The organism is Vibrio sp. 9-16B-A1, from assembly GCF_056726165.1.
The window spans coordinates 77,297-94,907 of record NZ_JBSDZD010000017.1; the positions used below are offsets into that span (position 1 = coordinate 77,297).

At 52.2% G+C, this 17,611-nt stretch carries 12 protein-coding genes; 10 read left to right on the forward strand and 2 right to left on the reverse strand.

Annotated elements, in window-relative coordinates; translation table 11 throughout:
* Positions 1 to 54 precede the first annotated feature (54 nt).
* The 3 genes from rpe (at position 55) to trpS (ending at position 2,641) form a co-directional block, all read left to right on the forward strand.
* Positions 55 to 729 (forward strand): ribulose-phosphate 3-epimerase, encoded by a 675-nt coding sequence (gene rpe / locus ACVB80_RS21460; RefSeq protein ID WP_481083332.1) that lies wholly within the window; start codon positions 55 to 57, stop codon positions 727 to 729.
* Between the two features lie 102 nt (positions 730 to 831).
* Positions 832 to 1,500 (forward strand): phosphoglycolate phosphatase, encoded by a 669-nt coding sequence (locus ACVB80_RS21465; RefSeq protein WP_481083342.1) that lies wholly within the window; start codon positions 832 to 834, stop codon positions 1,498 to 1,500.
* 115 nt (positions 1,501 to 1,615) lie between these two features.
* A complete protein-coding gene (gene trpS, locus ACVB80_RS21470) occupies positions 1,616 to 2,641 on the forward strand; it encodes a tryptophan--tRNA ligase (protein WP_481083333.1) in 1,026 nt (341 codons plus the stop codon).
* A gap of 57 nt (positions 2,642 to 2,698) precedes the next feature.
* On the opposite strand, the gene ACVB80_RS21475 is transcribed toward trpS, so the two are convergent.
* Both ACVB80_RS21475 and ACVB80_RS21480 read right to left on the reverse strand, forming a co-directional pair.
* A complete protein-coding gene (locus ACVB80_RS21475) occupies positions 2,699 to 3,571 on the reverse strand; it encodes an endonuclease I family protein (RefSeq protein WP_481083334.1) in 873 nt (290 codons plus the stop codon).
* A gap of 4 nt (positions 3,572 to 3,575) precedes the next feature.
* Positions 3,576 to 6,524, reverse strand: a complete 2,949-nt coding sequence (locus ACVB80_RS21480) for an ExeM/NucH family extracellular endonuclease (protein ID WP_481083335.1) — start codon at positions 6,522 to 6,524, stop codon at positions 3,576 to 3,578.
* An 869-nt stretch (positions 6,525 to 7,393) separates the two neighbouring features.
* Between ACVB80_RS21480 and ACVB80_RS21485 the strand changes: the two genes are divergently transcribed.
* From ACVB80_RS21485 to ACVB80_RS21515, 7 genes are all read left to right on the forward strand, one after another.
* A complete protein-coding gene (locus tag ACVB80_RS21485; RefSeq protein WP_481083336.1) occupies positions 7,394 to 8,473 on the forward strand; it encodes a porin in 1,080 nt (359 codons plus the stop codon).
* 23 nt (positions 8,474 to 8,496) lie between these two features.
* Positions 8,497 to 11,829, forward strand: a complete 3,333-nt coding sequence (locus tag ACVB80_RS21490) for an ExeM/NucH family extracellular endonuclease (protein ID WP_481083337.1) — start codon at positions 8,497 to 8,499, stop codon at positions 11,827 to 11,829.
* A 117-nt stretch (positions 11,830 to 11,946) separates the two neighbouring features.
* Positions 11,947 to 12,525: an aminodeoxychorismate/anthranilate synthase component II gene (locus ACVB80_RS21495; protein ID WP_481083338.1), complete on the forward strand. Its 579-nt coding sequence runs from the start codon at positions 11,947 to 11,949 to the stop codon at positions 12,523 to 12,525.
* A gap of 321 nt (positions 12,526 to 12,846) precedes the next feature.
* Entirely contained in the window at positions 12,847 to 14,058 is a 1,212-nt protein-coding gene (locus ACVB80_RS21500; protein ID WP_481083343.1) for an aspartate aminotransferase family protein, read from the forward strand.
* Positions 14,059 to 14,109: 51 nt separating this feature from the next.
* Complete coding sequence (gene astA / locus ACVB80_RS21505) at positions 14,110 to 15,129, forward strand: arginine N-succinyltransferase (RefSeq protein ID WP_481083339.1); 1,020 nt, start codon at positions 14,110 to 14,112, stop codon at positions 15,127 to 15,129.
* Between the two features lie 15 nt (positions 15,130 to 15,144).
* Positions 15,145 to 16,602 carry a succinylglutamate-semialdehyde dehydrogenase gene (astD, locus tag ACVB80_RS21510; RefSeq protein WP_481083340.1) on the forward strand — a complete coding sequence of 486 codons (1,458 nt, stop codon included), beginning with the start codon at positions 15,145 to 15,147 and terminating at the stop codon, positions 16,600 to 16,602.
* 15 nt (positions 16,603 to 16,617) lie between these two features.
* Positions 16,618 to 17,409 (forward strand): 2-oxoadipate dioxygenase/decarboxylase family protein, encoded by a 792-nt coding sequence (locus tag ACVB80_RS21515; protein WP_481083341.1) that lies wholly within the window; start codon positions 16,618 to 16,620, stop codon positions 17,407 to 17,409.
* The last annotated feature ends 202 nt before the right edge of the window (positions 17,410 to 17,611 follow it).

The window sequence follows — 17,611 nt, forward strand, 5'->3', positions numbered from 1 at the left end:
CTGCCCAGAAAGCCAATCTGGATAACTAAAAAACTCCCTGCAATGAGGTCTGTGATGAAAGATTTTCTTATCGCGCCATCGATTCTGTCTGCTGATTTTGCCCGTCTGGGTGAAGACGTGGAAAAAGTACTGGCAGCCGGTGCCGACGTGGTTCACTTCGACGTAATGGACAACCACTACGTGCCTAACCTGACGTTTGGTGCGCCGGTATGTAAAGCACTGCGCGACTACGGTATTACCGCTCCAATCGACGTTCACCTGATGGTAAAGCCGGTTGACCGTATCATCCCTGACTTCGCCAAAGCGGGTGCGACCATGATCACTGTGCACGCAGAAGCGACCGAGCATCTGGACCGTACCCTGCAGCTGATCAAAGAGTGTGGCTGTCAGGCGGGCGTGGTATTTAACCCTGCGACTCCGCTGCACTACCTGGACTACATCATGGATAAGGTTGACCTGATCCTGCTGATGTCAGTAAACCCGGGCTTTGGCGGTCAGTCATTTATTCCTGCGACCCTGGATAAGCTGCGTGAAGTGCGCAAGCGCATCGATGCATCGGGCCGTAAGATCCGTCTTGAAATCGACGGCGGCGTAAAAGTGGATAACATCCGTGAAATCGCTGAAGCGGGCGCGGACATGTTTGTAGCGGGCTCAGCTATCTTCAGTCAGCCGGACTACAAAGAAGTTATCGACCAGATGCGTGAAGAACTGGCAAAAGTTCAGCGCTAAGGGTACCAGTTCGGGTATGATATGACGGGGGCTTTGGCCCTCGTTTTGTTTTTCTGCGGTTGTCTGCTTCAGCGCTGCCGCAGCAAGGGAGGTATAAAGGTGTTGAATTCAGTAAAACTTATCGCGTTTGATCTCGACGGAACCCTGCTCGACAGCGTGCCGGACCTGGCCTGGGCGGTGGATAAAACCGTGCAGAACCTGGGTTATCCCGGGGTGGCCGAAGAACAGGTTCGTGACTGGGTGGGCAATGGTGCCGATATTCTTATCAGCCGCGCCTTGAGTCGCAGCATGACGCCGTGCGTGGAGCTGGAAGAGAGCCTGAAAGTACAGGCCCGCGAGCAGTTTGACGACTTTTACGCCCAGAGCGGCCACAAACTGAGCCATCTCTACCCTAAAGTGACAGAAACCCTGACCGAGCTGCACCAGAGCGGTTATACCCTGGCGCTGGTCACCAACAAGCCGTCTAAGTTTGTTCCGGAAATTCTGGAAAAACACGGCATCAGCCATCTGTTTGCGGACGTGCTGGGTGGTGACTGCGTGGAAAAACGCAAGCCGGACCCGATGGCGCTGAACTACCTGCTGGACAAGCATCAGCTTGAGCCATCCCAGATGCTGATGGTAGGAGATTCCAAAAACGACATTCTGGCGGCGAAAAACGCCGGCTGTGCCTCTTTTGGCCTGACTTACGGTTATAACCACGGTGAGCCAATCAGCCACAGCGGCCCGGATCATATCGCAGACTGCATCGATGAGCTGCTGAGTCTGCGGTGAGTCGGTTTATTTTCCTTCGGGGCTGGCAAAAACTTTGCTGATCAGTACACTCGAAGGTTCATCTCAAATTTTTACACCCTAACTGAGAAAACTGGTAACAAGGATATTTTCGAAAATGAGCAACTCAAAAAAACCGATCGTATTAAGTGGTGTTCAGCCGTCGGGCGAACTAAGCATTGGTAATTACCTGGGTGCTCTTCGTCAGTGGCATAACATGCAGGATGACTATGACTGCCACTACTGTGTTGTTGACCTGCACGCAATTACCGTGCGCCAGGACCCGAAAGCGCTGCACGAAGCAACGCTGGACGCGCTGGCCATCTGTCTTGCTGTGGGGGTAAGCCCGGAGAAGAGCACACTGTTTGTTCAGTCGCACGTACCGGAGCACGCTCAGTTAGGTTGGGTTCTGAACTGTTACACCCAGATGGGTGAGCTGAACCGTATGACCCAGTTCAAGGACAAGTCTCAGCGTTACGCGAATGACGTGAACGTTGGCCTGTACGACTACCCGGTACTGATGGCAGCAGACATCCTGCTGTACGGCGCGCACCAGGTTCCTGTGGGCAGCGACCAGAAACAGCACCTGGAGCTGGCGCGTGATATCGCGACCCGTTTCAACAACATCTACAGCCCTGAAAACCCGATCTTCGAGATCCCTGAGCCTTACATCCCGACCGTGAACGCGCGCGTGATGAGTCTGCAGGATGCGACTAAGAAGATGTCCAAGTCGGATGATAACCGTAAGAACGTGATCACCCTGCTGGAGGATCCGAAGTCCATCATCAAGAAGATCAACAAGGCACAGACCGATACCGAAACTCCGCCACGTATCGCTCACGATACGGAAAACAAAGCGGGTATCTCTAACCTGATGGGCCTGTACTCTGCGGCTACCGGCAAGACCTTTGCCGAGATCGAAGAGCAGTACCGTGGCGTTGAGATGTACGGCCCGTTCAAGAAAGACGTGGGCGAAGCCCTGGTCGCAATGCTGGAGCCTGTTCAGGCCGAGTACCACCGCATTCGTGAAGACCGCGCTTACCTGGACCAGGTAATGCGTAACGGTGCTGAGAAAGCGTCTGCTGAGGCGCAAAAGGTGCTGAAGAAGGTTTATGAAGCGGTGGGTTTTGTAACCCGTCCTTAGTTTTTGACTCAATAATAAAAACGCCGCATCAGATGATGCGGCGTTTTTTTTCAGGTCTTACTTACAGTCGCTGCGGTAGACCTCCTCTGCCCACTCGGGGTGGTCGATGTATGGGTTACGGTTTTTCTGAATACCGAATATTTTGTCATTGCGTTTGGCTTCGAAGGCGTCAACCGGATCGGCGGCGTGCCAGTCCAGAAGGGTACAGACATTGCCAAATGCCGTTCCGTTATCTGTGGTGGCAGGTACCAGTTCCAGATCTGGTGTTTTAGGATCGTGGCCTTCGTATCGGGTTGCCATATAGAAGATCATCCGTGCCACGTCGCCTTTCACCTCATCTCTCGGCTCAAAGTTGGTTGAGGTTTTGCGGTTACCCGCTTCAGGGGACTCTTTGGTCAGCGCACCGCCGGTATCATATTCAAGGCTGCCGCGTTCGGAGTTCAGTGATTCGTCTGTCGGTCTAAGGTGATGTATATCGGTGTAAGCCGCTGCACTTGTGGTGTTAAATCCGCCGTTTGATTTCGGGTAGACGTGCTCGCGGTTCCAGTTATCGTTTGTCAGGTTGCCCTGGCCTGATCTCTGGCTTTTCTCCTGAGAACGTCCGGTGTAAAGCAGGATCACGTTGTCCGGGTTATTTGGATCCTCGTCGGTGATTGCCAGCGCATCCCAGACATCAAATGAGGCACTGGTGTAGGGCAGTTTTACCGCGTTAGCTGAGATGATCTGGTTAAGGCGGGTTTTTAGCGCCTCACCATGCAGTCCCTGAGTTTCACTGTAATAATCATTCGGATCGACCGGAGGGGTCGGATCTGAGTCAACTTTACACACCACGCTCAGCGGCGCGACAACGTGTGGATCGTGGGCCTGAATGTAAGCGGCGTTGGCAGTAAATGAAGCCAAAGCAAGCAGGGCAATTGTGGTTTTTCTCATTGTCTTAACCTCTTGAGTTGGCACGGAATGATTTTCTGCGGCGTAGCATGGACAGGCCGCCCAGAGTCAGAAGGCTGAACAGGCCGGCAGAGCCGCCGGAGCCGGATGAGGCGGTATCTTCTTCTCCGATTGCCACCGCCACTGGCTCTGACTGGTAAACCTCGCCGGTAGCGCCCTGGATAACTTTGCTCATCTGGTAATCACCGGAAGTGCTGACCTGAGCGCTGAGTTCAACCCAGCCCTGCTGGATAATGGCTTCTGTCAGGGTGACTGAGCTGGTGATATCACCGGCCATGGCGGCTTTATGCTGACTGGTGCGTGAGAAGTTAAGGCTGGCTTTATCACCGACATGCAGCTCAAAATCGCCAAGCACGGTCAGGTCCATCAGAACTCTGATCGGTTTGCCTGCACGCGGTTTTTCGGGTTTCTCTTTTACGTCTTTTGGCGGATTGACGGGTTTGGTCGGTGGTGTCACTTTTATCGGTGGATTAACGGTTCCATCCAGAGTGAGAACAACCAGAGCAGGGTTGTGATCTGAAGAGCGCCAGGCATCATGATATTTCGGCAGCTCACCGGACTGAGAATACTCAAACAGGGCCGATTCAGCGGCGTTAATGTTCCAGTCGAGAGCATCGCTGACTTTGGCTGCGGTAGCCTGATCGGCCAGAATGTAGTCCAGGGTGCCAACGTTACCTTTGTACTCATAGCTGTAAGCCTGCGGAGATTTTTCCCGGATCAGGTTGCGGTAACCAAAACCTTTACTGATCGATGCCGGCGTATCGCCGTCCATCGCGTTATCACCGATAAAGGTCTGTTTGGCCGGGGTAAGCGTATGGCCTTCCGGTACCTGGGTCAGCACCTGAAGTGGGCCTTCGCTTGCGTAGCTGTTCAGGTCACCGAGGATCAGCTTATAACCGTCGATTTTCTCCAGCTCGCCGGCCAGGTGAGCGGCCGCAGAGATACGCAGGTTTTCACACGCCCCCTGCATATCGTTGTCGTTGCCGGCCTCCTTATCTTCGATACACTCGCCGCCTTTCGACTTAAAGTGGTTGACCGAGACGGTCAGGTTTTGTACTGAGCCGTTGATGGTAAAGGTCGGTGTCAGGGCATCGCGCTGGCTTGTCGGGTAGCCCTCGCCGCGCTGCTCCGGCATGGTGATCACTTTGTAGTTCGCCAGGGTCAGCTTTGCCGGACGGAACAGTACCTGGTTGGCGACCGCACCGCTGCCGATATGGGTGTCGGCTTGCCCGTTGCCATCACTGTCTCCGCTGACAAACGCATACTGCTCTGCCTGAGGCAGTTTGGCGTTGAGTTTGGCAACCAGATGCGCAACTGCTGAGTTTTCGCCAAAACCGTTATTTTCGATTTCCATCAGGCCGAGGATATCCGCGTCCATTGCCAGCAGGGCACTGACAATTTTGTCGCTCTGATGGTCGAACTCCGCCTGAGTTTGGGCGCCGCGGTTTTTTCCGGTTGGATTGGCATCTCCGCCAAACGGGGAGTTGAAGTAGTTGAGCACGTTAAACGTCGCGATGCGCAGCCCCTTGGCTTTGCTGTGTGGCGCATCGCTGCGCGGGTCACTGTGGATAAAGGTTTGTTTACTGGCGGTATTGGTGACATACAGGCGGTAGTCAGAATGGGAGTAACCCAGCACGCCCTGCAGGCCATCAACGCTATCTCCGATACGGATGTAATCTTCGCTGATTGTGCTGCCATCTTTGGCCGGAGTAGCGGATTGTGTCGCAAAGTCCGGATACCATGGGATAGCACCAGCTGTGGCTTTCTCAAAAGATTCGATCACCAGGCGGGCGTCTTCGTTGCAGTTGTGCTGGTTTATCGCTTTGTCTGAGCCCGGAAGGTGATTCTGGTTCGGGTGCACGTTGATACGTTTGTGGGCAACGACCATGTTGGCGCGCTCAGGACCGGAGTCAAAACTGAAACTGCGGGTGACTTTGAGATCGGAAGCTTTGCTCAGGGTGACCAGCATGCCCTCGTGACGTTCAAGGGTAAAATCGAAGCTCTTATCTGTGCTCAATGGGCGAAGCTCTGTTGGCTGAACAGTGCCGTTGCCTGTTGCTTCAACGGACTCAGCCAGAAGCTGCGTCCAGCCGAAATCTTCTGTAACTTTGCCTTTTACTTTAACGATCTGACCGGTGCTCAGGCCACTGACATCCCCTTTCACAAAAATCGCATCAGAGGTTTTCGGGTTGCTGTCGCCATTCTCATCCTGGATAAAGAAGCCGACCGGCAGATCCTGTGCGACAGAGGTGCTGGTCTGAATGGCAGTGATCACGCCCTGAACGGTAAAGACTTCATCAGAAGTGTATTTTCCGCTGGCCGGGTCGGTAAAAGGGGATTTCCAGCTGTCTCCCTGCAGTTCCATGATGGTAGTCAGAGGCTCTGGCGTTTCACCGCCTTCAGGGGTACCGGCATCGGTGCCATTTAACAGGCCCAGATCGGCATGGCTGTCTTTGGCGTGTTTGGTCCATTTACTCTCTTCAAACGTCTGCCCCAGGGTTGGCGTGAAGTCGCTCCGCTGGAAAGTTTTATCTTTACCCCAGTCCACATCGCCATCGGTGCCCAGGTAATCCACCAGAGTACCGTTTTTCAGCAGGGCGTAAGTTTCATCACCGTTGTGGTTGATGATTGCTTCACCGGTTATGTTGGCTTTGGCTTTGATTTCCGCTGCGGCATCTTTATGCGCCAGTACAAAGACCTGGCCAGGTTTCAGTTCAACGGCGGGGAAGGTGTAGTGTTTGGTCAGGTCACCTTTACCGTTAACTTTGGTAGCCAGTTGGTACTCTGCCAGATTCACAGCGGTATCTCCGGTATTGGCGACTTCGACAGCTTTGTTATAGTCACCACCTTCTACGTATTCGGAGATCACTACGTTGGCATAGCTGTTGACAGAGAGCGCTGCCCCGACAGAGAGCGTAAGCAGTTTTATTTTCATTGTTTGCCTCAGATTGGATAAGTAATAAAAATGCGCGAACTGTTTGTAATGTTTTTTATTAATAATCTGATGCTAACAATCGGTTTATTGTTAACCAGTGCTGGTGGAAGAATATTTAATACGCAATCCTTTTTTCAACAGAATCAGGTATCGTAAAGTTGAAAAAATGAGAGTTCAGATGAGTAAATATTAGTGTGTGCTTAATTTGATTCCTTGTTTGTTTGAAATGTTCCCCATCGAATCTTTACCCTCTTAAATTTGTTTTTCGGACTTTAATACCTCGATCTATGTCATAAAAAACACAGCTTAAGTGAATTAAAACAGTGTTTATTACTTCTGGTGTTGGAAGTGTGGTATCGGTTGCTTTTTGGGTTTATCTGATCGTTTAGTCGCCTTAATGTGAATGGCTGAATCATCAGTCAGCGCTTTACTTGCTTTGGTTTTTGAGGTTATTTTCCCAATAAATAACAAGTTAGATGTTGTCTGGAGCGGTGTCACATACTGACTTCCCCATAGATCATTTTCCAGAAAAAAACTGAGCATTAGCTCTAAAAATGGCAATATAAAATATCGCTACTTTGCTTTTGTTTCTATATCTGTTGAAAATGTTTTTGTTGTCGAAATATTGCCTATCAAAAAGTGATAGAAATCTCACTAGTTATATGTGTTGCTTTTTTAACTTGCATAAAAAAGAGACATTACAGCCCTTACTGATATTAAGGTGGAATGCGAGAAGTGACCCTTTATACCGGGCGCCGTCCTGTTATTTGTTCCTGGTTACTTTTGAGCCCTCGTGCCTGCCTTCCAGCAATATAAGTGCTGCAAAAATATCATTAGAAAATTAAAAAATAAGTCACAAGGATATTGATATGACTAACAGGAATGCTATCGCGATTGCGTTATCAGCGCTGTTTGCGGCAAGTGGTGCAAGTGCGGCCACCATTTATCAGAATGAAAATGGCGACCACCTGAAACTGTACGGTGAAGTCGGCGTTGGCGGCCACCTTGGTGCCCGCTACGAATACGGCGAGTTTTACACCGATAAGAAAGACTACATTGATGACTCTTTTGCCACCATGGGCGTTAAGGGTGTCAAAGATAAAATGCACTTCCGTCTGGAGCTCGATTACGAGCGTGAGAACTGGGTTGGCGGTTCCGGCGATATGGTGTTATCGATCGATAAAGTGTTCATTGGCTACGACGTAATGGAAAACCATTACCTGGAAGCAGGCCTGACCGATACCGCATTCGATGACTACGATAAGTGGGGTGATTTTACCTTTGATACCACGGTTGAGACCGGTGAAGCCGGTGACCAGGACCAGACGGTGAAATACGAAGGCCGTTTCTTTGGCAACCTGAAAGTAGGTGCTTCTTACACCTATTACGGCAAATCCAGCTCAGGTTCTGAGCTCGGCAACATCAGCAGCAGCTATATCGGCTACTTTGCAGACGACTATTCAGCAGTTGTTGGGTACGAGCGCCGCACGGGTGCTGAAGGCCGCTCAAAGTACGGTAAGCAACAGCTGATCGGATTTGGTGCCCGCTACCGCGCGACTGAAGATCTTTGGATTGGTGTGAATGGTTACTACGAAGAGGAAGACGTTTCTCAGGTGAAGACACCGGTAGATCTTACTGATCCGGATAACAAAGTTTATATCTACAACGATTTCCAGACAGAGAAGAACAAAGGCGCACTGGTTTCTGCCAAATACGCCCTGACGGATATCTGGGAACTGACTTTCTCTGCAAACTTTGAAGAGTACGAGAAGTGGGATGAGTTTGGTGATGTCTGGGATAAGAACGAAGACAACACCTGGGGTGCTTCACGTACCTGGCAGACTTTCGGTGTGAACTACCGTCCAACCCGTTCTTCTGTGATTGCACTGGAGTTTAACTCTGGTGAAGCGGCGCAGCGCGCTTACGCTTATGCCCGCGTTTACTTCTAATCCAGGGAATTAAGGAATTGAAAATGAATAGAAAAATGACTGTATTAGCTGGTGCGATCAGCTCGGTATTGAGTGCTTCTGCGCTGGCGGGAATTAACGATATTCTTATTACAGAATATGTTGAAGGCAGTGCTAATAACAAAGCTGTTGAGATTAGTAACCTGGGTAGTGAGCCTTTTGAACTAACCGATCAGTTACACCTGTTCTACAGCTCGTACAAGAATTTGGTCAAACGTCCAGATGGTAAGTCTGTACTGGCGGATGTCACTCTGCAGCCTGGTAAGAGTATCGTTGTGGTCAATGCTGACGCGAGTACTGACCTGGTGCGTTATGCTAAACGCCTCGGTGGTGAAAATGTGGTTGTGGCGGCAGGTAACTACGACCAAGTCAAGCATAGTGGGTTGAACTTCAATGGTGATGATGCGGTTTGGCTGGGTAAAGATACCGCCGGTGCACAAAATCAGATCCATGACATCGTTGGTACCTATGGCTCGTACAAAGCGTACGACTGGCAAGATCAGACATTGCGCCGTAAGACTTCGACAACGGCTCCAAATGCGACCTACACCGAGACTGAATGGTCAAAAGAGGTTAAGGATGCATTTGGTGGCTTAGGTGACCCGGCTAAAGTGGATGACTCTCCGCTACCACCAGCACCTCAGGTTAACGTCTGTGATGAAAGCCAGTATGACTACAAATTGATTGCAGATGTACAGGGACCAGGCTTCCGTTCACCTTTACTGACAGAAGGTGTGGATGAAACGAGTGAAGAGTACTTGGTACAGGGTGTGGTGAGCGCGGTTATTAAAGGAATCGATAAAGGTTTTTTCCTGTACGACTCTTCGGACAGCTCTGAGCACGGTGCGCTTACATCAAAGGGTGTGTTTGTTAAAACTAACAAGGATGATCTTCCGGCAAACTTTGTGGGGCAGGAAGTATGTGTACGTGCAAAGGTTAAGGAACACAAGAAGCTCAGCAAGGACCTTGATACACAAACCACGCTGATCCCAACTACAGATGATGTTTACTCTGTAGTTAATGCGACTCCGGTAACGGTTCAGCCTGTTAATCTGGTTCGTCATAAGGATGATGAGTCATTCAGCAAAACGCTCGAACGTCACGAGGGGATGTTGATAAAGCTGGTTGAGGACATGGATTCAGTCAAAGAAGGCAAGCAGGATATGCGTGTCACGCGCTCATACAGCTTTGACTTTGATGGATTGCTCGACAAGGTTTACCGCAACAATATGGTGCTGTCTTATGAGACGATAAACCGCCATCCGAACCAGGATCACGTTGCGGGCAGTGAAGCGTCGTTGAAACAGGCGGCTGATAACGCTGATCGGCGCATATATGTGGATGCAGATGTTAAGGAGTCACAGAACGGTATTATTCCATTTTACCCGGACTTCCGGGCTACAGCGGGGCTGAATGACCATAACAAGGATCATATTCGTATTAATGATGGTGTGAAAAACCTTGAAGGGGTTATTCTGTATGATTACAACGAGTATCGACTTATCCCAACCAATACCATCGACAGTTCAGCGTTTACCCGCAATACACCACGTGAAGACAAGCCAGATCTGAATGTAAATGACAAAGACCTGGCTGAGACCAATGAGTTTGCTATCACTTTCGCAACCCAGAACGTGCTTAACTACTTTAACTCTCCATTTGGTGGCTCTGTAAATACTCACGGTGCCAGCCGTGGTGCAGAAACTGAGCTGGAGTTTGAGCGTCAGGAAAAGAAAATTGTTAAAGCGATCCTGGGCCTGGATGCTGACGTTATTGGCCTGATGGAGATAGAGAACAACGGTTTTGGTGACCGGGGTGCTGTCCGTCAGTTGCTGAGAAAAGTGAATAACCATTATACAGAAGAAGATTATAGCAAGAGGGACAGAGCCAACTCTGTATTCAACCGCTACACCTTTGTTGGTTTTGATTCCAACGGTGATACCGTGCTGGATGCGCTGGATTCTGTAGGTGGAGATGTTATTACATCAGGTCTGATCTATCGCCCTAGCAAGGTCTCACTGAAATCGGCCAAAGTTATCCCTATGCCCTGGCAGGACGCTCCGCAGATCCAGGATAAATACGGCAACGTGATTGTTGACGAAGAAGGGACAGTGCGTGAATCCGGGAAAAACTACCAGCGTAACACTATTGCGGCGACTTTCCGGGTACTGGGTACAGGTAAAGAGGTGACTGTTGCGGTTAACCATCTGAAATCTAAAGGCTCTACCTGTTGGGAAGACTGGCAGGGCTGGGAAACGTGGGAAGATTTCACATACTATAAAAAGTATAGCCATGTGAAAAATGATGATTATCAGGGTTCATGTGAAAACTTCCGGGTTGCGGCGGCTTACCAGCTTGGTGAAGAGATGGAGAAAATCGGGGGCGATCAGGTCGTGCTTGGTGATATGAACTCCTACGCTAAAGAAGACCCAATGTTGCTTCTGACCAAAAACCCTGATGGTAAGGTACTGAAAGCGGCGGGCTACACTAAGATCGGAAAAAGACACCTTTTCCAGGGCCCTGATGGTCAGGTACTGAGTAAGACATACGGTTATGTTAATGCTGTTGAACTTAAGGAAGATAAGCCATGGAGCTTCTCATATGGCTCTGAAGTGGGTTCACTGGACCATATGCTGCTTACACCGTCGCTTACAAGCCGTCTGATTGATGCTACAGACTGGCATATCAACGCACCGGAAACGTCACTGGTCGACTACAGCAACTATAAGAAGATTACTAAGGAGGAAGCAGAGGCTGGAAATGTAGACACTAACCCGTTCTACGCTGAAACGGCATATCGCTCATCAGACCATGATTCAGCTCTGATTGCACTGAAGTATAAGCTGAACGAAGGCGGGGAAAATCCGGTAACTATGGCAGCCACAGGTGGCTACCTGGAAGTTCCGTTCTACTTAAGTCCGCTGTCTGGTGAAGAGGTGAAGAAATACGATATCGCGGAAATCAGTGTTTCACCTATGCCTGAAGACTTTGAAGGCAAACTGCCGACGAAGATGATCTTTGATACTGACAAGAAATCGGTGACTTTCAATCTGAATGGTTTTGAGCCAGGTGAGTACACCATTACCATGAAACTGAAGGGTAAACGTGATGTTCCTGCCGCAGAAGGTGCAGCAGTTGCTGCAACTGCAGATACAGAGCAGGAAGTACGTGTTATTGCTCAGAAGTCTATGAGCGTTGAAGTGATCAAACCGGACTCAATGGATCCTAAACCAGCGCTGCCAGAATACGACGGTACCGGCGGTTCAGGCGGCTCCTTCGGCTTCGGTGCCCTGCTGGCCATGTTTGGCCTGGGCTGGATGCGTCGTCGTCGTGCTTAACAGCAGACTGTAAAATCCTGGGGCCGGCATTTGCCGGCCCTTTTTTTCACTTTCCCTTGCCTTTCCTTATCACTTCGGCAAAATACCGCGGTTACTTATTCGCAAACGATCACCTGCATGCTGTTAATCATCGATAACTACGACTCTTTTACCTATAACCTCTTCCAGTACTTCTGTGAGCTGGGCGCAGAGGTGAAGGTGGTGCGTAACGATGAAATCACCCTGGAGGAGATTGAAGCGCTGAATCCGGCTCACCTGGTGATTTCACCGGGGCCCGGCACGCCCGATGATGCGGGGATCTCTCTTGCGGCGATCAAACACTTTGCCGGTAAGCTGCCGATCCTTGGGGTTTGTCTCGGCCATCAGGCGATTGCTCAGGTGTTTGGCGGTCAGGTGGTGCGTGCGCGTCAGGTAATGCACGGTAAAACCTCCCCGATCCGGCATAACAACCGCAGCGTGTTTACCGGGCTGAATAATCCGCTCACCGTCACCCGCTACCATTCACTGGTCGTAAAAGCCGACACTCTGCCGGATTGCTTTGAGCTGACCGCCTGGAGTGAACTCCCTGACGGCAGTATGGATGAGATCATGGGCTTTCAGCATAAGAGCCTGCCGATCGATGCAGTGCAGTTCCATCCTGAATCGATCAAAACCGAGCAGGGCCACGAGCTGCTGGCCAACTTCCTCAGGCGTTAGATCACTTTTCTTAACAATAGTCCTGCTCAGGGCGGTGTTTTTCTGCGCTGAAAGATTATTCCTGGTGTTTTCTTCTGTCATATCTCACTTCTTCAGTATTCCACACGGCTTCGTTCCTAACCCAGTGGTTTCCTCAAATAACTCTTTATAACTTTCCGTATTTCGTGCATAACTATTCGTGATGTATGTGTTTGTTCGGGCTTTTTGCCGCAGCAACAAAACTTTTCACTATTGAATTGGTTAATGAAATGTAAATACAATGCAGAGGCAGATGAATGTTTCATCAACAGTGCAGGCATTGTCAGAAATGGAGCAGGTGACATGGTGATGGAAAACAGAGCAGAACGCAGTTGGTTTGATGAGGTGATGGTACCTTGTTACAGCCCGATGGAGATCATTCCGGTTCGCGGGGAAGGTTCGCGGGTCTGGGATCAGGACGATAAGGAATATATCGACTTTGCCGGAGGTATCGCGGTGAGCTGTCTTGGTCATTGTCATCCGGCTATGGTCAGCGCGCTGACGGAGCAGGCCGGTAAGCTGTGGCACCTCAGTAATGTGATGACCAATGAACCGGCACTGCGGCTGGCGAAAAAGCTCACTCAGCTCAGCTTTGCCGACAAAGTGTTTTTTGCCAACTCCGGCGCTGAGGCCAACGAAGCCGCGCTGAAACTGGCGCGCCGCTGGGCGGTGGACAACTTTGGCGAAAGCAAAAGCGAGATCATCGCGTTTAAGCAGGGTTTTCACGGCCGGACTTTCTTTACCGTGACCGTGGGAGGTCAGGCTGCTTACTCGGATGGGTTTGGTCCCAAGCCGGGGGATGTCACCCATCTGGACTACAATGATCTGGAAGGGCTGAAAGCGCACATTTCTGAACGTACCTGCGCGGTGATGATGGAGCCACTGCAGGGCGAAGGCGGGATTGTCTCCCCAACGGACGAGTTTGCCCAGGCGGTGCGCGAGCTGTGTGACCAGCACAACGCGCTGCTTATCTTTGATGAGGTCCAGACCGGTAATGGCCGTACCGGTGATTTCTATGCCTACCAGGGGCTGGGAGTCACGCCGGATATCCTCAGCACCGCCAAGTCACTGGGTGGCGGGTTCCCGATCGGCGCCATGCTGACCACAGACAAGCTGGCCCCGCACATGAAAGTGGGCACCCACGGTTCGACTTATGGCGGTAATCCGCTGGCGTGTGCGGTCGCCGAAGCGGTGGTGGATATTGTCAGTCAGCCGGACGTGCTGGCCGGAGTGAAAGAGCGCGAAGCCCTGTTCCGCGCCGGACTGGAAAAGATTAACGCCAAATACCCGATTTTCAGCGAAGTTCGTGGTAAAGGCCTGTTGCTGGGCGCTGCACTCAATGATGAGTGGCAGGGCCGGGCACGCGATATTCTTATCGCAGCGGGTAAAGAAGGCCTGCTGGTACTGGTAGCCGGTGCCAGTGTGGTGCGCTTTACTCCGTCGCTGGTGATCTCACCCCAGGAAATAGAACAAGGCCTGGCAAGACTGGAGAAAGCTATCGCCTCTCTGGTCTGATTTTAAGGAGAAGGGCGCGCCCGCGCCCTGTTTGCATCGGAGGGAAGTAAGATGCTGGTTGTTCGCCCTATTGCTAAGTCAGATTATGAAGCCCTGTACACCTGCGCGGTGGAGTCCGGGCATGGATTCACTTCACTGCCAGTCGATAAAAAACTGCTCACCAACCGGATCAATCACTCGGTGGCCAGTTTCGTCAAACCCAATGTGACTGAACCCGGTGATGAGGGTTACCTCATGGTCGGGGTCGACTCTGAAACCGGTGAAGTCGCCGGTACGACGGGCATTGAAGCCGCTATCGGCTGGGATGTGCCGTTTTATACCTATCACATCAGTAAAATCGTCCACAGTTCCCCCAAACTTGGGGTGAACAACGTGGTTAAGCTGCTGACCTTTGGTAATAACTACACCGGCTGCAGCGAGATCTGCACCCTGTTTCTTCGCCCGGATTTTCGCGGCGGGCTGAACGGGCGGCTGATGTCCAAGTGCCGTTTCCTGATGATGGCGGAACACCCTGAGCGTTTTTCTCAGACCATTTTTGCTGAAATGCGAGGTGTGTCTGACGAGCAGGGCAACTCCCCGTTCTGGAAGTGGCTGCAGGATAACTTCTTTTCAATCGAGTTTACTCAGGCGGATTACCTGACCGGGATTGGTAAAAAAGGTTTTATCGCTGATCTCATGCCCAAGCTGCCGATCTACATCAACCTGCTGAGCAAAGAGGCCCAGGCGGTGATCGGTAAGGTACACGATAACACCCGTCCGGCGCTGCGCCTGCTCGAACAGGAAGGATTTACCTGTCGCGGTTATGTGGACATTTTTGACGCCGGGCCAACAGTCGAGTGTGACCTGAGAAATATTGAAACCGTGCGTCACTCGGTACGGGCCAAAGTGAAAACCGGTACGCACACCAGTGGTCAGGACTACCTGATCGCCAATACCGATTTTGCCGGATTCCGGGCAACGGCTGCCAAAGCCGCTTATGATCCGGGCTCCCAGACAGTCATACTCTCACCTGAGGTAGCGGATGCACTCAGGGTAGGCGACGGGGATTTCGTTCGCATGATGCCCCAGTAACAGGAGGATGCGGTGATGACGCATTGGATTGATGGTCAGTGGTGCGCCGGAAACGGAGCACTGCTGGTATCGAAAACCCCTTTCAGTGGTCAGATGCTCTGGCAGGGAAGGGCAGCAGATAGTGAGCAGGTTGAACAGGCGGTCGCTGCGGCGCGCAGCGCGTTTGTTGAGTGGAAAAACCGTCCGCTTGAAGAGCGTATTTCGCTGGTGGAAGCGTACGCGGATTTGGTGAAGCAGCATACAGAGCAGATAGCGACCCTGATCGCAGAAGAGACAGGTAAACCCCTTTGGGAGACCCGCACCGAAGCAGCGGCGATGGCCGGAAAGATTGCCATCTCGATACGCGCTTACCATGAACGTACCGGAGAGCAGCGCAAACAGGCGGCAGGGAATGATCTGGTGTTGCGCCATCGTCCTCTGGGGGTGATGGCCGTATTTGGTCCGTATAACTTTCCTGCTCACCTGCCTAATGGTCACATCGTTCCGGCATTGCTGGCTGGCAATACCGTGGTGTACAAGCCTTCTGAGCAGACCCCAAAAGTGGCCGAGCTGGCTGTACAATTGTGGGAGCAGGCCGGTCTGCCCGCCGGGGTGCTGAACCTGGTTCAGGGTGAGAAAGAGACCGGTATCGCCCTTTCGCAGAGCAAAGGCATCGATGGGGTACTGTTTACCGGCAGTGCCGGTACCGGGCATCTGCTGCACCGCCAGTTTGCCGGACAACCGGACAAGATGCTGGCGCTGGAGATGGGCGGTAATAATCCGCTGGTGGTCTCAGAGCAGATGGGAGAGCCGGATGCGGCGGTGTACACCATCATTCAGTCGGCCTTTATCAGTGGCGGTCAGCGCTGTACCTGCGCCCGTCGCCTGCTGGTGCCGCAGGGCAAAGCCGGAGACGCGCTGATTGAACGCCTGGTCGAAGTCGCCGGCTCGCTGCTGGTGGACCAGCCGTTTGCTGAGCCTGCGCCGTTTATGGGCAGCCAGATCTCTGAGCAGGCGGCCGATGCGATTGTGTCAACGCAGCAACATCTGCTGGATTTGGGCGGGAAGAGCCTGCTGGAAGCACGCCGCGGAGAAGCTGCTTTTGTCTCGCCGGGCATTATTGAAGTCAGCGCGATAGAAGCGCTGCCGGATGAAGAGTACTTTGGCCCGCTGCTGCAGGTTCTGCGTTATCAGGGACTGGAGCAGGCAGTATCGATGGCTAACGAGACCCGCTTTGGTCTGTCGGCCGGACTGATCTCCACCGATGATGACGAGTGGCGTTACTTTACTGACCATATTCGCGCCGGGATCGTGAACCGCAACCGCCAGCTGACCGGTGCCAGCGGCGACGCGCCGTTTGGTGGCCCGGGGGCTTCGGGTAACCTGCGTCCGAGTGCTTACTATGCGGCGGACTACTGCGCTTACCCGGTCGCTTCAATGGAAGGGGACGCGCCACTGTTGCCGGAAAGTCTGTCACCCGGAATCACACTTTAAGCAAAGGAGGGCGTTATGAGTGCTGCGCTGTTGTTTGAACAATTGTGGAATGACTATACCCGTCGCCTCTGTCCGTCGGCGGCGAAAGTACATCAGCTGCTGACAGAAGACGAGCCGCTGATCAATGACCATATCGCCCTGCGTACGTTCGCGCTGGAGCCGGTACGGATTGATGCTCTGGCCGCGCCATTTCTGGCGCTTGGTTATCAGGCGGCCGGAGAGTATCAGTTTGAATCCAAGAAGCTCGCTGCACGTCACTTTGAGCATCCGGATCCCACCCTGCCAAAAGTGTTTATCAGTGAGCTGAAAGTAAAAGAGTTCAGTGATGAGTTTCAGCGTCTGGCGGAGAGCCTGGCCGCTCAGGTAAGGCCTGAACAGCTCTCGGACGGGCGCTTTCTCCATCAGGGGCGTCCGTGGCAAGTGAGTTATGAAGAGTATCAGCTGCTGGCAAAAGAGAGCGAGTATGCCGCCTGGCTGGCTGCTCACGGCTATGGTGCCAACCACTTTACTGTCAGTGTGAATCAGCTCAGCGCGTTTGACAGCGTAAAAGCGGTCAATGATCACCTGCGCGGTGCCGGCTTTACTATCAATGAGTCCGGCGGCGAAGTCAAAGGCTCCCCGGACGTGCTGCTTGAGCAGTCATCAACCATGGCCGATAAAGTGGAAGTGCTGTTCAGTGATGGCCTTCATACCATCCCTGGCGGTTTCTACGAGTTCGCCAAACGCTACCCGATGGCAGACGGCGGTTTGTATCAGGGATTTGTGGCGGCTTCGGCGGATAAGATATTTGAGAGTACGGATCTATAGGGCCTGGGTTCTGGGCTCTGGGCTCTGGGGGAGATCGCGGTAGTTATTCTTGTTATTTCTGGCTAAGGGGGCTTGACGCCAGGTTAAGTGCCTGGAAACATCTTGCAGCGCCCAGCGCCCAGCGCCCAGCGCCCAGCGCCCAGCGCCCAGCGCCCAGCGCCCAGCGCCCAGCGCCCAGCGCCCAGCGCCCAGCGCCCAGCGC

What these genes read in the sequence shown, in the direction of transcription:
- ACVB80_RS21500 (WP_481083343.1), top strand. Translation starts at nt 12,847, where the DNA reads ATGGTGATGGAAAACAGAGCAGAACGCAGTTGGTTTGATGAGGTGATG.
- ACVB80_RS21490 (WP_481083337.1), top strand. Translation starts at nt 8,497, where the DNA reads ATGAATAGAAAAATGACTGTATTAGCTGGTGCGATCAGCTCGGTATTG.
- ACVB80_RS21495 (WP_481083338.1), top strand. Translation starts at nt 11,947, where the DNA reads ATGCTGTTAATCATCGATAACTACGACTCTTTTACCTATAACCTCTTC.
- trpS (WP_481083333.1), top strand. Translation starts at nt 1,616, where the DNA reads ATGAGCAACTCAAAAAAACCGATCGTATTAAGTGGTGTTCAGCCGTCG.
- ACVB80_RS21480 (WP_481083335.1), bottom strand. Translation starts at nt 6,524, where the DNA reads ATGAAAATAAAACTGCTTACGCTCTCTGTCGGGGCAGCGCTCTCTGTC.
- astA (WP_481083339.1), top strand. Translation starts at nt 14,110, where the DNA reads ATGCTGGTTGTTCGCCCTATTGCTAAGTCAGATTATGAAGCCCTGTAC.
- rpe (WP_481083332.1), top strand. Translation starts at nt 55, where the DNA reads ATGAAAGATTTTCTTATCGCGCCATCGATTCTGTCTGCTGATTTTGCC.
- astD (WP_481083340.1), top strand. Translation starts at nt 15,145, where the DNA reads ATGACGCATTGGATTGATGGTCAGTGGTGCGCCGGAAACGGAGCACTG.
- ACVB80_RS21485 (WP_481083336.1), top strand. Translation starts at nt 7,394, where the DNA reads ATGACTAACAGGAATGCTATCGCGATTGCGTTATCAGCGCTGTTTGCG.
- ACVB80_RS21475 (WP_481083334.1), bottom strand. Translation starts at nt 3,571, where the DNA reads ATGAGAAAAACCACAATTGCCCTGCTTGCTTTGGCTTCATTTACTGCC.
- ACVB80_RS21515 (WP_481083341.1), top strand. Translation starts at nt 16,618, where the DNA reads ATGAGTGCTGCGCTGTTGTTTGAACAATTGTGGAATGACTATACCCGT.